Source organism: Enterobacter cloacae complex sp. P27C (assembly GCF_014895705.1).
In the GTDB taxonomy this organism is placed as follows: Bacteria; Pseudomonadota; Gammaproteobacteria; order Enterobacterales; family Enterobacteriaceae; genus Enterobacter; species Enterobacter bugandensis.
On record NZ_JADBQB010000003.1, the window covers coordinates 479,295 to 493,382 of the forward strand.

13 protein-coding genes and 1 riboswitch are annotated in these 14,088 nt (G+C 56.1%); of the genes, 6 read left to right on the forward strand and 7 right to left on the reverse strand.

Annotated features, from left to right (window positions below; genetic code table 11):
• Window positions 1-6: 6 nt before the first annotated feature.
• Window positions 7-1,440 carry a glycoside hydrolase family 32 protein gene (locus tag IM291_RS08440; RefSeq protein ID WP_192986607.1) on the forward strand — a complete coding sequence of 478 codons (1,434 nt, stop codon included), beginning with the start codon at window positions 7-9 and terminating at the stop codon, window positions 1,438-1,440.
• A gap of 48 nt (window positions 1,441-1,488) precedes the next feature.
• Here the strand turns inward: IM291_RS08440 and IM291_RS08445 are convergent, their stop codons facing one another.
• Both IM291_RS08445 and IM291_RS21905 read right to left on the reverse strand, forming a co-directional pair.
• A complete protein-coding gene (locus IM291_RS08445; RefSeq protein WP_192986609.1) occupies window positions 1,489-1,959 on the reverse strand; it encodes a hypothetical protein in 471 nt (156 codons plus the stop codon).
• Between the two features lie 159 nt (window positions 1,960-2,118).
• Complete coding sequence (locus IM291_RS21905) at window positions 2,119-3,189, reverse strand: YadA C-terminal domain-containing protein (RefSeq protein ID WP_226840297.1); 1,071 nt, start codon at window positions 3,187-3,189, stop codon at window positions 2,119-2,121.
• A gap of 642 nt (window positions 3,190-3,831) precedes the next feature.
• Window positions 3,832-3,928, forward strand: a riboswitch (TPP riboswitch).
• 35 nt (window positions 3,929-3,963) lie between these two features.
• Here IM291_RS21905 and thiM point away from each other — a divergent pair.
• Genes thiM through IM291_RS08465 form a run of 3 tightly spaced genes read left to right on the forward strand, consistent with a single transcriptional unit; the run spans window position 3,964 to window position 6,320 of the window.
• Complete coding sequence (thiM, locus tag IM291_RS08455; protein WP_192986611.1) at window positions 3,964-4,734, forward strand: hydroxyethylthiazole kinase; 771 nt, start codon at window positions 3,964-3,966, stop codon at window positions 4,732-4,734.
• Entirely contained in the window at window positions 4,731-5,531 is an 801-nt protein-coding gene (gene thiD / locus IM291_RS08460) for a bifunctional hydroxymethylpyrimidine kinase/phosphomethylpyrimidine kinase (protein ID WP_192986613.1), read from the forward strand. The genes thiM and thiD overlap by 4 nt, the downstream gene beginning before the upstream one ends.
• 42 nt (window positions 5,532-5,573) lie before the next feature.
• A complete protein-coding gene (locus tag IM291_RS08465; protein ID WP_028013821.1) occupies window positions 5,574-6,320 on the forward strand; it encodes a GntR family transcriptional regulator in 747 nt (248 codons plus the stop codon).
• Here IM291_RS08465 and IM291_RS08470 read toward each other — a convergent pair.
• The 3 genes from IM291_RS08470 to IM291_RS08480 are packed head-to-tail and all read right to left on the reverse strand — an operon-like array spanning window position 6,294 to window position 9,522.
• On the reverse strand, window positions 6,294-7,247 hold the full coding sequence (locus IM291_RS08470) for a PfkB family carbohydrate kinase (protein WP_047367943.1): 954 nt from the start codon (window positions 7,245-7,247) through the stop codon (window positions 6,294-6,296). The genes IM291_RS08465 and IM291_RS08470 overlap by 27 nt on opposite strands.
• Window positions 7,244-8,248, reverse strand: a complete 1,005-nt coding sequence (locus IM291_RS08475) for an ADP-ribosylglycohydrolase family protein (protein WP_041909084.1) — start codon at window positions 8,246-8,248, stop codon at window positions 7,244-7,246. Before IM291_RS08475 ends, IM291_RS08470 begins: the two co-directional genes overlap by 4 nt.
• Window positions 8,245-9,522 carry a nucleoside permease gene (locus IM291_RS08480; protein ID WP_028013818.1) on the reverse strand — a complete coding sequence of 426 codons (1,278 nt, stop codon included), beginning with the start codon at window positions 9,520-9,522 and terminating at the stop codon, window positions 8,245-8,247. The genes IM291_RS08475 and IM291_RS08480 overlap by 4 nt, the downstream gene beginning before the upstream one ends.
• 250 nt (window positions 9,523-9,772) lie before the next feature.
• On the opposite strand from IM291_RS08480, the gene fbaB reads away from it, so the two are divergent.
• Entirely contained in the window at window positions 9,773-10,825 is a 1,053-nt protein-coding gene (gene fbaB, locus IM291_RS08485; protein WP_008500869.1) for a class I fructose-bisphosphate aldolase, read from the forward strand.
• Between the two features lie 68 nt (window positions 10,826-10,893).
• Here fbaB and yegS read toward each other — a convergent pair whose 3' ends face one another.
• Window positions 10,894-11,793, reverse strand: coding sequence for a lipid kinase YegS (gene yegS / locus IM291_RS08490; RefSeq protein ID WP_049000327.1), 900 nt, complete (start codon window positions 11,791-11,793; stop codon window positions 10,894-10,896).
• Between the two features lie 141 nt (window positions 11,794-11,934).
• Here yegS and IM291_RS08495 point away from each other — a divergent pair, with 141 nt between their 5' ends.
• On the forward strand, window positions 11,935-12,435 hold the full coding sequence (locus IM291_RS08495; protein WP_192971303.1) for a DUF523 domain-containing protein: 501 nt from the start codon (window positions 11,935-11,937) through the stop codon (window positions 12,433-12,435).
• A 162-nt stretch (window positions 12,436-12,597) separates the two neighbouring features.
• On the opposite strand, the gene yegQ is transcribed toward IM291_RS08495, so the two are convergent.
• Complete coding sequence (gene yegQ, locus IM291_RS08500; protein WP_008500866.1) at window positions 12,598-13,959, reverse strand: tRNA 5-hydroxyuridine modification protein YegQ; 1,362 nt, start codon at window positions 13,957-13,959, stop codon at window positions 12,598-12,600.
• Window positions 13,960-14,088: the final 129 nt, after the last annotated feature.

Below are 14,088 nucleotides of genomic sequence, written 5' to 3' on the forward strand. Positions count from 1 at the left end.
AAACAAATGATGTATTCCATTGCCAAAGCTGAACAATCATTACAGGCCAAACGCGGCGATCTTAACCTGCGCTGGTATCCGCGTTACCACCTCGCCGCGCGTGCCGGCTGGATGAACGACCCGAATGGTCTGGTGTGGTTTGACGGCTGGTATCACGCGTTTTACCAGCATCATCCGTACTCGACCCAGTGGGGGCCGATGCACTGGGGCCATGCGCGCAGCAAGGATTTAGTTCGCTGGGAACACCTCCCGGTGGCGCTGGCACCGGAAGGGCCAGAAGATAAGGACGGCTGTTTTTCCGGCTCGGCGGTGGTGGATGGCGATACGCTGGCGCTGATTTATACCGGCCACAAATTCCACGGCGATCCGGATGACGAGGCTAACCTTTACCAGGTGCAGTGCCTGGCAACCAGCCTTGATGGCGTCCATTTTACGCGGCAAGGAACGATCGTTGACACGCCGCCTGGGCTGCATCACTTTCGCGATCCAAAAGTGTGGCGGGAAGGGGAGCGCTGGTACATGATTGTCGGCGCGCGGGATGGCGAGACGGGCCAGGTGCGCGTTTACCGTTCTGACGACCTGCGCGAATGGCAGGATATGGGCGTGCTTGCGGTGGCTGAAAAAGAGATGGGTTACATGTGGGAATGCCCGGACTTTTTCACCCTCAACGGCAAACGCGTGCTGATGTTTTCACCTCAGGGGCTGGCTGCGGAGGGATTCAAAAATCGCAATCTTTTCCAGAGCGGTTACCTGCTGGGGGAGTGGCAGCCCGGCCAACCTTTCGCGCGTGAAGGTGAGTTTGTGGAAATGGATAGCGGGCATGATTTCTATGCGCCGCAAAGCTTCCTGACGCCTGACGGCCGCCGCATCGTTATCGGCTGGCTGGACATGTGGGAATCTCCCCTTCCGGAACAGCAGGACGGGTGGGCTGGCATGCTCTCCTTACCGCGCGAGCTGACGCTAAGCGCGGATAACCGCCTGCGGATGCGGCCAGCCAGAGAAGTGGAAAGCTTGCGGGGAGCGTGGTTCCCCTGGCCGGTGAGCACGCTCAACAATCAGCAGATCGTTCAGGTGGAAAGCTGCGATGCGATGGAGGTCATTCTGCAGTGGGACTGTGCTAACAGCAGCGCGGAGCAGTACGGCATTCGTCTTGGCGACGGATTCCGTCTCTACGTTGATGCGCAGATGCAGCGCCTGGTGCTGGAGCGTTCTTATCCGCAGTATGGCCTGTGCGGTACCCGAAGCGTCGCGCTGAACCTGAACGACACGCTAAGCCTGCGCCTGTTCGTTGACAGTTCGTCAGTGGAAGTGTTTGTCAATGAAGGGGAGGCGTGCCTGAGCAGCCGCATTTATCCTGATGAAGGGGCGCGCGAACTGGCAATGTTTGCCTGGACGGGAACCGCATCGCTTATTGATGCTGGGGCGTGGCAGCTAGAGTAATACGTTAAGGCCTGCAAATTAAAAAGGCGACAGGTGTCGCCTCTGTTTCTATTTAATCTTTGTTGCGTAGCCTTCGAACTTTCCTTCTTTACTCACCGCTAATTTGCCTTTAGCAGGATAGTAAATGAAGGTGTATAGCCCTTGTGAATAAACTTTTGCCTGAGGCTCATTTTCATCCAGCGCGCCCAATACGCCATCGACATCCAGGATCTCGCCTTTAATTGTGATCCTCATTCCTTCCCATTTAAAGGCGTGTACCGCTTTGGCCGCCTGAGCATGTTGTTTCACGTCTTTTTTAGCCCAGATACCCGTACCCGCTGCGGCATCACGCGCGTTCGCCCATGCTGCATTTTTTGCGGCTTCATTATAAGCATTCTGGCGATTTTGCTCAGCCAGGTAGCAGGTATCTTTGCTAATGCCCTGGCGCTCACATTCGGCCATGCGCTGAGCAGGTGAAGTACACGCAGAAAGCAGGATGGCAGCACCAGCTATTAATACCGCTAAGAGTGACTTTATCATTACGATGATACCTTTGGTGAAATATATTCTATAGAAGAAGGTTTAATAGCCGCAAATATAATAAGCCTGATACATAATACCTAACCATGCGCCAACGATAATAAGCATCAGGTACACTATTACAGAGATAACAATGTATTTTGCCATACTGGTTATTTATTAAAAGCCAATCCCTACGCCGACTGAAGCCCCCATATTATTTGCTGTGTCATCAGAGAAGCTCACTTTACCAACCATATGTTCGTTAAAGTTAACCGACGCCCCAACCGCTAACGCGCTTTCACCGTTGTAAGTCGCACCGCCAGCCGAGAACATCACGCGCTGATTTGTTTGCACCTGAGGTAAACCGGCCATCGCCATCGCGCCGCTGATACCCGCGTTTGCTTCTTTCTTGTTATTATCGACTTCCTCACGCAGCGATCTAAATTGCTGGTTAGCGTTGTTATTCAGAGCCTGTAATGTCTGTTTGGTCGCCTGCAGCTCCTGAGCCTCGGCCGTAACCGCCTGACTATTAGTAGCGACTTTAGCCTGTGTTGCCGTGTCTACCTGCGTGCGTGTCACAGTGGTAATCACGCCATTTTTTCCATCTTTGCCGTCTTTACCATTCGCTCCGTCACGTCCGTTAGTTCCGGCAACGCCCTGTGCGCCGGTATCGCCTTTCTCACCCTTAGCGCCGTCTTTTCCATCAACCCCGTTAGTTGGTTTCGGTGCATTCTCAAGAGCTAACAGGCGGCCATCTTGTATACCGTTAGTAGCTTCAACAGTTGCAAGGCGGCTATCCTGGACAGCGTTAACAGTTTCAATATTAGTAATTGCAGTTCCGTTAGTCAGCACGCCCTGTAACGCCGCATCACCTTTTTTATTAGCGGTGTCAGCAAGAGCGCCTGCTAATTTAGCTTCATGATCGACACCAGAGACAGAAGTCTGAAGAGAGGAAATATTATTGGCGTTAGTGCTGATATTACCATTACTTGCGTCAATCTCGTTTTGCATCCGCTCACGATCGCCTTGTAAGTTATAGATCTGCCCGTCTTGTTTTACATTTTCAGCTTTCATATTATCCAAATTATAAGCGGTTTTGTCAGTGCCCTGAACCTGAATAAAAGTACCTGAATTGAATACGTTATCGTTAAGGTTTATGTTTACATCAGCTGCTTGAGTTACGTTCATAGAGCCAGTGAAAATAACACCAAATACAAAAGCAGTAACGGCATTTTTAACAACTTTCATTTGTAAAACACTCATCATTTAAAAAGTAAAAATGGGCAAGGCTGGCTATCCTGGCGTGTTGATGTAACGTCTGGTTACGCCCGATTAAAATAACGGAGTTACGTTAAATTTTGAATAAATCACTTAATTCGTAACGTGCAGTAACTATCCATTAATGCGATCTTTTGGATATTGATCTAAATCATAAATGGCATGAATATCCAAAGTGAATTTTTAAGAGGTGAAGGGAAATATCTCAATGTTTACATTAACTTATAAGATGAGGGGCCAAACGCGAGTTTCGCGGTAACCCCTTGATTGAGAGGCTAAATGTTTAGCGGGGTTAAACGGTTTGTGGATTACTTTATATTTCATTCGAAATAAGTTTTAATGATTAATGAAACGTAAAAGAGACTGACTGAAAGCGGAAAAAATTATGTTGTTCGAGCTATTTCTTACACGCTGAAAAAGTGGATGTTTTTTGGACGTAATGGAAATGTAATAACGAATGGCGTTGATTTAAAGAAGTGGCATAATAGTTCTGTAATTATCGCTGCTAGCCTTTTCTTTCGCACCAACCCTGCGTGAAGAAGCGATCCCCACAAGGGCGCTTGCGTCAGCCAGCAACTTCCCCTAATCTGGAAAAAAGTAAGTCAATTCTTACCAAATGACTCGGGGTGCCCTTCTTTGTGAAGGCTGAGAAATACCCGTATTACCTGATCTGGATAATGCCAGCGTAGGGAAGTCAGATGCCTTCGCGGTCATCGCTTCTTCACGCAAGGCAGGAGCGAACCCATGCAGCCTGACCTGCTCGATTTACACGTTTTACACCACTTCCGCACCCGTTCTCCGCTGACCCACTGCATGACCAATGACGTCGTACAGACCTTTACGGCCAACGTTTTGCTGGCCCTTGGCGCATCCCCGGCGATGGTGATTGAGGCCGAAGAGGCCGAACAGTTTGCCGCGATAGCCGATGCGCTGTTAATCAACGTCGGCACGCTGACCGCACCGCGCGCCCAGTCGATGCGTCGGGCGATTGAAAGCGCGGTGGCGGCAGGTAAACCCTGGACGCTGGACCCGGTTGCGGTGGGTGCCCTGACGTTCCGAACCCGTTTTTGCCATCAAATTTTGGCACTGAACCCGACCACCATTCGCGGCAACGCCTCTGAAATCCTGGCTCTGGCCGGAATGAGCGCGGGCGGGCGCGGTGTTGATACCACCGACACCGCCGCCAGCGCGTTGCCTGCCGCTCAGGCGTTGGCCCGCCAGACCCATGCCATTGTGGTGATCACCGGCGAGGTGGACTACATCACTGACGGAGAGCGGACCCGAACGGTAACGGGCGGAGACCCGTTAATGACGCGCGTAGTGGGCACCGGGTGCGCGCTTTCTGCCGTTGTGGCGGCGAGCTGCTCGCTGCCGGGGGACCGGCTGGATAACATTGCTGCCGCCTGCGGATGGATGAAGCGGGCCGGAACGGTCGCCGTTGCGCAGTCGCGTGGCCCGGGCAGTTTTGCCAGCGCCTTCCTGGATGCGCTCTATACGCTGGAGGAACAGGCATGAAGCGGATTAACGCCCTGACCATTGCCGGTACCGACCCCAGCGGCGGCGCGGGCATCCAGGCCGATTTGAAAACCTTCTCGGCCCTTGGCGCGTATGGCTGCTCGGTGATTACCGCGCTGGTAGCGCAAAACACGCGCGGCGTGCAGTCGGTCTACCGTATCGAGCCGGATTTTGTTGCCGCGCAGCTGGATTCGGTGTTCAGCGACGTGCGGATTGATACCACCAAGATCGGCATGCTGGCCGAGACGGATATTGTGGAGGCGGTGGCCGAGCGGCTTAAACGCTATCAGGTGCAAAACGTGGTGCTGGATACCGTCATGCTGGCAAAAAGCGGCGATCCGCTGCTCTCCGCCTCCGCCGTTGAGACGCTGCGCAATAAGCTGCTGCCGCAGGTGGCGATCATCACGCCCAATCTGCCGGAAGCCGCCGCGCTGTTAGGCACGTCGCACGCGCAAACTGAACGCGAAATGAAAGAGCAGGGGTATGCGCTGCTGGCGATGGGCTGCGGGGCGGTGCTGATGAAAGGCGGTCATCTGGATGACGCTGAAAGCCCGGACTGGCTCTTTACCCGCGACGGCGAGCAACGTTTTACGGCTCCGCGCGTACAGACCAAAAACACCCACGGCACGGGGTGCACTCTCTCCGCCGCTCTGGCGGCGCTGCGCCCGCGGCATGACGGCTGGGCTGATACGGTGCGAGAAGCGAAAATCTGGCTGTCGGCGGCGCTGGCAAAAGCCGATACTCTGGAAGTCGGTCACGGTATTGGGCCGGTTCATCATTTTCATGCGTGGTGGTAACCCAGTATACTGGCAGGAAACACCACGCCTGAGAAAACAGAGATGGAACAAGCGCATACCCGGTTAATCGCTCAACTGACTGAACGGATCGCCGCGCCTGACAACACGCCGCTGTACCTGAAATTTGCCGAAACGGTAAAAAACGCGGTGCGCAGCGGCGTGCTGGAGCACGGGAACATTTTGCCCGGCGAGCGCGATCTGAGCCAGTTAACCGGCGTGTCGCGGATCACCGTGCGCAAAGCGATGCAGGCGCTGGAAGCCGAGGGCGTTGTCACGCGTGCCCGGGGTTACGGCACGCAAATTAACAACATCTTCGAATACTCGCTCAAGGAAGCGCGCGGGTTTTCTCAGCAGGTGGTACTACGCGGTAAAACGCCTAATACGCTGTGGGTCAATAAACGCGTGGTGAAATGCCCGGAAGAGGTGGCGGGACACCTGTCGCTGGAGCCGAACAGCGACGTCTTTTTGCTGAAGCGTATTCGCTATGTGGATGACGATGCGGTGTCGATTGAAGAGTCCTGGGTGCCGGTTGGGCTCATTCCCGAACCGGATGCGATAGGGATTTCGCTGTACGACTACTTCCGCAGTCAGAATATCTTCCCGCAGCGCACCCGTTCACGGGTCAGCGCCCGCATGCCGGACAGCGAGTTTCAGGCGCACATTAAGATGGACGAAAAAATACCGGTGCTGGTGATCAAGCAGGTTGCGCTTGACCAGCAGCACCGGCCGATTGAGTACAGCATCAGCTACTGTCGCAGCGACCTATACGTCTTTGTGTGCGAGGAGTAATTCCTCACGAGTGGGCGCGCAGTCGCCGCCGCGATGGCTCACCACCCAGGACGCCACGGCATTCCCCAGCAGAACGGCGTCTGCCAGCGACCATCCCGCCGCCAGCCCGGCAAGCGTGCCGCCCGCGTGGCTGTCGCCAGCGCCAATGGTGTCCACTACCGTGGCGGGAAACGCCGGAACAACGCCCGATGCGTCGCCGTCATACCAGGCAGCACCGTCTTTATCATGCCGCACAATCAGCGCGGCGCCGAAGCGCTGCTGCCACTCCTCGCCCAGGTTTTCAGCCTCAACGCCCAGCCTTTCAGCAGCGAGCTCCGCTTCCTGACGATTAAGCGACACGATCGGCCTGCAGGCCATAATCCGCGCCATCAGCGCGTCGGGGATATCCGCGATGCGTGGGCCGAAATCGATAAGCGCCGTCACGTCCTCCAGCCCTTCAAGCCAGCCCGTCAGCAGCTCGCCGCACGGCGAGGCCAACTGGTAGCCGGAGAGATAAACCAGGCTATTTTGCGGGACGTTTAGCTCGTCAAGCCAGCGCTGCTGCCACTGGTTCTCGACGCCGCTAAAGGACATGAAGGTGCGCTCGCCGTCAGGCTCCACCAGCGCCAGACACCAGCCGTTGTCGCCGGTTTCAGCCTCCACGGCGCTGTGCAGATCCTGCTTCGCCATTGCGTTACGAATAATATCCGCCCACACGCCGTGGCCGACGGGGAGGGCGTTTTGAGCCACAATGCCGAGCCGTTTCAGGGCGATGGCGATATTCAGCGCGCAGCCGCCGATATTCACCCCCTGCTGTTTAAGCTCGATATCACACCCGCGCCAGGGCAGGGCGTAGGCGTCGGCGATGACGTCAATCACCGCCGCGCCCAGCACCGTCACCGGGCGCGTGGCGTGCAGGGTGTCGAGACGTTGGGCAAAAGAATTCATACGCCCTCCCTTTGCTCCCTGAAGTGCAGCAGTTTTTCACAGTAGTGACCGAAATCGAGCTGATTAACGGCGTCGAGTTCGGCTTTGAGCGCCGGGTCAATGGCCTGCACGCCGTGGAGCGCGCCGCAGATGGCCGTCGCCATCGCGCCAATGGTGTCGGTATCGCCACCCAGATTGGCGCATAAAATGGCGCAGCGGTTCGGGTCGGTTCCCGCCAGCTCCACCATTGCGATGGCTGCCGGAACGGACTCAATGGTGCTGGTACCCGCGCCAGTGAGCTGATAAATCTGCTCGCTGGCGGAGTCGATGCCGTTGGCGTCCCGCACGGTCTTAAGCGCCAGCTCAATGCGTGCCGCGAGCGACGCGCTGAAGGTGGTGGTTTTCGCCTCCTGCGCATAGCGGGCGATCCCCGGCAGGGCATCGACGATGTTCTGCCAGCGTTCCCCGTCGATGGCGCGGGAAACCGCCCAGGCAATCACCACCGCGCCGGCAATGGCGAGATCCGATTTGTGCGTCGGGCTGGAGGCCTGCGCAACCTGGTCCACAAAGTGCTCCAGCCGCGTCGCCGGGAGCAGGCAGCCCAGCGGGGAGGCGCGCATTGCCGCCCCGTTGGTCACGCCGTTGTTATCCAGCTCGCTGACCGGCTTCCCGTCACGAATCGCGTTAAGCGCGATTTTCGAGGTCGGGCCGAGCACGTTCTTGTTGAACGCGTCGAAGTCGAGCGCCCAGTTCAGGATATGCTTGCCGATAACGTCCGCGTTAATCTCCCCGTCGCACTCGATAATCGCATCGGCCAGGCACAGCGCCATCGAGGTGTCATCGGTGAACTCTGCCTGTTTGAAATAGCAGGCCGCGTTATTCTCTGCCGGGCCGGGTAAAAAGCGGTCGATCCAGCCGAAGTGCGCCTTGACGCGCTTTCTCGGCCACAGCTCCGACGGCATGCCCATCGCATCCCCTAACGCCTGGCCGTAAAGGGCCCCGAGAATACGGTCTTGTTTCATTTAACTTCCCCTTGTGTCAGCGCGGTATCGCCATCAACCACCTCAATTGCGGTGATCTCTTTATCCGATTCGCGGAAAAACAGCATAAACAGCACGGCAATCACGGCAATCATGACTGCACCAAATGTCCACATTCCGGCCCAGTTGAAGGTCAGCCCATTCACCGGCTCTTTGTAAGCGAACATTTTTTCCATCATCACGCCGCCCAGGCGGTAACCCAGCAGGCTACCAAACCCCTGACAGCACAGCGTAATCAGGCCTTGCGCGGCGGTGCGCATGTGCACCGGCGCTTTTTTATCCACGTAGATGTACGCGGTCACGTAGTAGAAGTCATAGCTCACGCCGTGCAGCAGGATGCCGAGGAACAGCAGGGCGTAGGTGAAGTACTGTTCAGCGCCACCGTAAACAAAGAAGCCGTAGCGGATGGCGGCGGTAATCAGGCCCAGCAGTAAGACCTTCTTAATACCAAAGCGTTTGGTAAAGAACGGCAGGGCGAGCATAAAGAAGATTTCAGAGAACTGGCCGAGCGTCATCCAGCCGGTGGCGTTTTTCATCCCCACTTCGGTGAGATAGCCGTTGGCGAAGATGTAGTAGAAGGCCAGCGGCATGGCGAACAGGAACGAGCAGAAGAAGAATACCAGGAAGTTTTTGTCGCGCAGCAGGACCAGCGCATCCAGCCCCAGCATGACTTTGAAATCCAGCTTGCCGGTACTTTTCGGCGGCGTGTTCGGCAGGAACAGGGCAAAGACGCCGAGCAGGGCGGAGCTGGCTGCGGTCATCAGCAGCGGAATATTGGTATCGGAAATATCGCTGTAGCCGAGCATCTGTGGCAGGAACCCGCACGCCAGCCCCGAGGCGATCCAGCCGATGGTGCCCATCACGCGGATACGCGGGAAATCAGCCTCAACGTCGTCCACGTTCGCGAAGGCAATGCTATTGGTCAGCGCGATGGTCGGCATATAGGTCAGGGAATAGACCAGCAGCAGCGGGAAGAAGGTGCTGAACTGGGTTTGCTGCGCGGCGAAGTACATCAGGATCGCGCCGGCGAACATTAGCACCGACAGCACTTTCTGCGCGGCGAAGAAGCGGTCCGTCAGCGAGCCGACCAGGATAGGAGAGAGGATCGCGGCAATCGCGGTACAGGCGTAAGACCAGCCAATTTCCCCGGCGGTAAACCCGCTTTTGCTCAGCCACAGCCACAATGGCACAAACCACGCGCCCCAGATAAACCATTCAACAAACATCATGAATGACAGTTGGACTTTCGTTTTCATTATTTAATCCTGCATGTCAGATAAGGTACGCCTTTAACATACCACTCAATAATACCTTTTAAATACCTTTGTGGCGATTGTTTGATCAATGTAACAGTTTTGTTGTACACGAATCGAGCCAGCAGATTGTGCTGAAAAAAAATGCATATGGTGGAAAATCTGTTAAGTCGGTACCAAGCTTAGTCTGCCCATAAAAGATGGGACTGGATAAACACACACCGACACGACGTCGGATTTACGGGAGTATCACATGACTGATATTGCGCAGTTGCTTGGCAAAGACGCCGACAGCCTTTTACAGCATCGTTGTATGACCATTCCAGCCGACCAGCTTTACCTGCCTGGTCACGACTACGTTGACCGCGTGATGGTGGATAACAACCGTCCGCCTGCGGTCCTGCGAAATATGCAGACCCTCTACAACACCGGGCGACTCGGCGGTACCGGGTATCTCTCTATTCTGCCGGTGGACCAGGGCGTTGAGCACTCGGCGGGTGCCTCTTTCGCGGCGAACCCGCTTTACTTCGATCCGAAGAACATTGTTGAGCTGGCGATTGAAGCGGGCTGTAACTGTGTAGCCTCCACCTACGGCGTGCTGGCTTCGGTTTCGCGTCGCTATGCCCACCGCATTCCGTTCCTCGTGAAGCTGAATCACAACGAAACTCTCAGCTACCCCACCGAGTATGACCAGACCCTCTACGCCAGCGTCGAGCAGGCGTTCAACATGGGGGCGGTGGCCGTCGGGGCGACGATTTACTTCGGCTCTGAACAGTCCCGTCGTCAGATTGAAGAGATCTCCGCAGCGTTTGAGCGCGCGCACGAGCTGGGTATGGTGACCGTGCTGTGGGCGTACCTGCGTAACTCGGCGTTCAAAAAAGACGGGGTGGATTATCACGTCTCCGCCGACCTGACCGGCCAGGCGAACCATCTGGCCGCCACCATCGGCGCGGACATCGTGAAGCAGAAAATGGCCGAGAATAACGGTGGCTATAAAGCGGTGAACTTTGGCTACACCGACGATCGCGTCTACAGCAAGCTGACCAGCGATAACCCGATCGACCTGGTGCGCTACCAGCTGGCGAACTGCTACATGGGTCGTGCAGGGCTGATTAACTCCGGCGGCGCGGCGGGCGGCGATACTGACCTGTCCGATGCGGTGCGTACGGCGGTTATCAACAAACGCGCGGGTGGCATGGGGCTGATCCTTGGCCGTAAGGCGTTCAAGAAATCAATGGCCGACGGCGTGAAGCTGATCAATGCGGTTCAGGACGTCTATCTGGACAGTAAAGTCACAATTGCCTGACGTCTCCATCTCCCTCTCCCTGTGGGAGAGGGTTGGGGTGAGGGCATCATCGCGCACCGTGTGAAACATCAGCGCAAAAGCACACAGTCCGGCGGCAGCCTGCACTGCAGCGCGCCGGGTAATACCTCAATGCGGAACTGCGTCCCGCTAAGCGGCTCTCCATCGAGGTTAAACGTCATCCCGTGCGGAGCATTCACCTCGAACCACGCCGATTTACCGTCAATGATATTCGGGCTCTCTTCCGGCTGCGTCAGCGTGGTAAACAGCGCGGGCAGCAGACCGTCGCCGGTGAAAATGCGCAGCTGTAGCTGACCATCGTTAATCAGCGCCTCCGGGCAGAGCTGCTGTCCGCCGCCTGCCTGACGTCCGTTGCCAATCCCAATCACCAGCGCGTCACCCTGCCACTGAAAATCCTCACCGCGAATTTCGCATCGGTCCGGCTTGAGGGTGTCCATGCGCATCAAACCGTGGATCAGGTATGACACACCGCCCAGCGCCGCCTTCAGTTTTTCCGGCGTTTCGCTGGTAATGCGCGTGCCGAATCCACCCGTCGCCATATTGATAAAGCAGGTTTTGTCATTCACCTGGGCGATATCCACGGCGGTGGCTTTGCCGAGGATCGCCAGCTGAAGCGCCTTCTCTAAATCTTCCGGGATCCCGGCGCTGGTGGCAAAATCATTGGCGGTGCCGAGCGGTAATATGCCCATCACCGGGCGATCTGCCGGTGGCAGGTCGATAAGCGCAGAGGCGATCTCATTGATGGTGCCGTCGCCGCCGCCGGAAATGATGGTGCTGATACCTAACGCTAAGCCTTCGTTGATATAGCGTGCCGCGTCGCCTTTTTCCCATGTCACGCGCACGTGGATACGTGCGCCGTCGTCACGCAAACCCATAATCGCCTGACGCAACGGATCGTTGCCTGCACTTTTGCCATTGAGAATCAATAAACTGTCTGGATAGGTTGCCATCCTCGCTGCTCCCTTTTTTAGCGTTAGTAAGAGTGTATAGCAGAGAGGAAAAAAGCGGGTAAGAACAGGATGAAAGGAACAAAATATGCCCGAAAGCGCGTTACACTCCAGCGATGATATTAACGTAATCACAGGAAAGTGATGATGAATAAAATTTTGGTAAGCGCGTGCCTGATGGGCTTCAGGGTCCGTTATAACGGAAGTGAAAAAGCGAGAATGAAAGCGCAACTCGCTCGCTGGCAACAGGGACAACGTCTGGTTATCCACTGCCCTGAATTGGCTGCCGGGCTGCCTGTACCGCGTCCTCCGGCAGAGATTATGTCCGCTGATGGCAAAGACGTAATGCGCGGCCAAGCCAGAATTATTGAAAATACCGGGCAGGACGTTACTGAGCAGTATCAGCTTGCAGCCTGGCTTGCGCTACGCGCTGCTCAGGAGTCGGGGTGTAGCGCTGCATTGTTAACCGATGGCAGCCCAACGTGCGGCAGTGAGTTTATTTATGACGGATCGTTTCGCGGTATACAGAAAGCGGGGATGGGGGTTGCTGCGTCGTTGCTCGCTGAGAATGGGATCGCCGTGTTCTCAGAGAAGCAAATCGACGAACTCATTGCCTGGATTGAGGAGAGAGAAGGCAAAAAATAAGCCCGCGTAAGGGAGATTACGCAGGCTAAGGAGGTGGTTCCTGGTACAGCTAGCATTTATGGGTTATGTTTTTCAGCGCGTGGGATAATACCCGTATTGAACGAAGCGGTATGTGATCCGATTCTAAGAATTATCCCAGCGCGAAAAAATTTCCCTGAATGACTATTTGCCGTGTGGATTACGTGTGCTTTCACCGTTGAAGTTACGCATCAGCAGCGCGAACTTCAGCTCCACCTCTTCCGGAACCGGCAGCCAGACGGTATGCCCGTCGCCCGGCGCAACCTCAATCGCTTCGCCTTTGCCGTTTTCCAGATGCTCCAGCGTGAAGTTCATGTTGCCCTGCGGGGTCATCAGCTCCAGGCTGTCGCCTTTGGTGAACTTGTTTTTCACCGCCACGGCCGCCAGCGCGCCTTTGCGCTCGCCGGTGAAGTCGCCGACAAACTGCTGGCGCTCGGAAACGGAGTAGCCGTGCTCGTAGTTCTGGTAGTCGTCGTGGGTATGGCGGCGCAGGAAGCCTTCGGTATAGCCGCGGTGCGCCAGGCCTTCCAGCGTTTCCAGCAGGCTAGTATCGAACGGTTTACCGGCCGCCGCATCGTCGATGGCTTTACGGTACACTTGTGCGGTACGCGCGCAGTAGTAATAGGATTTGGTGCGGCCTTCAATCTTCAGGGAGTGCACGCCCATCTGGGTCAGGCGCTCAACGTGGGCGATGGCGCGCAGATCTTTCGAGTTCATGATGTAGGTGCCGTGCTCGTCTTCAAAGGCGGTCATGTACTCGCCCGGACGTTTGGCTTCTTCAATCATAAACACGCTGTCGGTTGGCGCGCCGATGCCCAGCGTAGGCTCAACGTTGGTCACCGGAATAGGCTCGTGCTTGTGGACGATGTTGCCGATGTCGTCCTCTTTGCCTTCCTGGACGTTATATTCCCAGCGGCAGGCGTTGGTGCAGGTACCCTGGTTCGGGTCGCGCTTGTTGATATAGCCGGAGAGCAGGCAGCGGCCGGAGTAGGCCATGCACAGCGCGCCGTGAACGAAGATTTCGATTTCCATATCCGGCACCTGGGTGCGGATCTCTTCGATCTCTTCCAGCGAAAGCTCGCGAGACAGGATGACGCGGGTCAGCCCCATCTGCTTCCAGAATTTCACCGTCGCCCAGTTGACGGCGTTAGCCTGTACGGAGAGGTGAATATCCATTTCCGGGAAGTTCTCCCGAACCAGCATGATTAAACCCGGGTCCGACATGATCAGCGCGTCCGGCCCCATATCCACCACCGGCTTCAGGTCGCGGATGAACGTTTTCAGCTTGGCGTTGTGCGGCGCGATGTTGACCACCACGTAGAATTTTTTACCCAGAGCATGCGCCTCGTTGATGCCGAGCTGCAGGTTCTCGTGGTTGAATTCGTTATTACGCACGCGCAGCGAGTAGCGCGGCTGGCCCGCATACACGGCGTCGGCGCCATAGGCGAAAGCGTAACGCATATTTTGCAGCGTTCCCGCCGGGGAAAGGAGTTCCGGTTTAAACATGTTTGTTCTCGTTCTGATGACAGGTCAGATCCGCATGCACCAGGTGCAGCGGTAAGGGGAGATCCCCCACTTTAAGGGCGGGCATTGTAGCGCTGCGGGGCAGGGAGGTAAAGTTATTGTGCCGGGTGG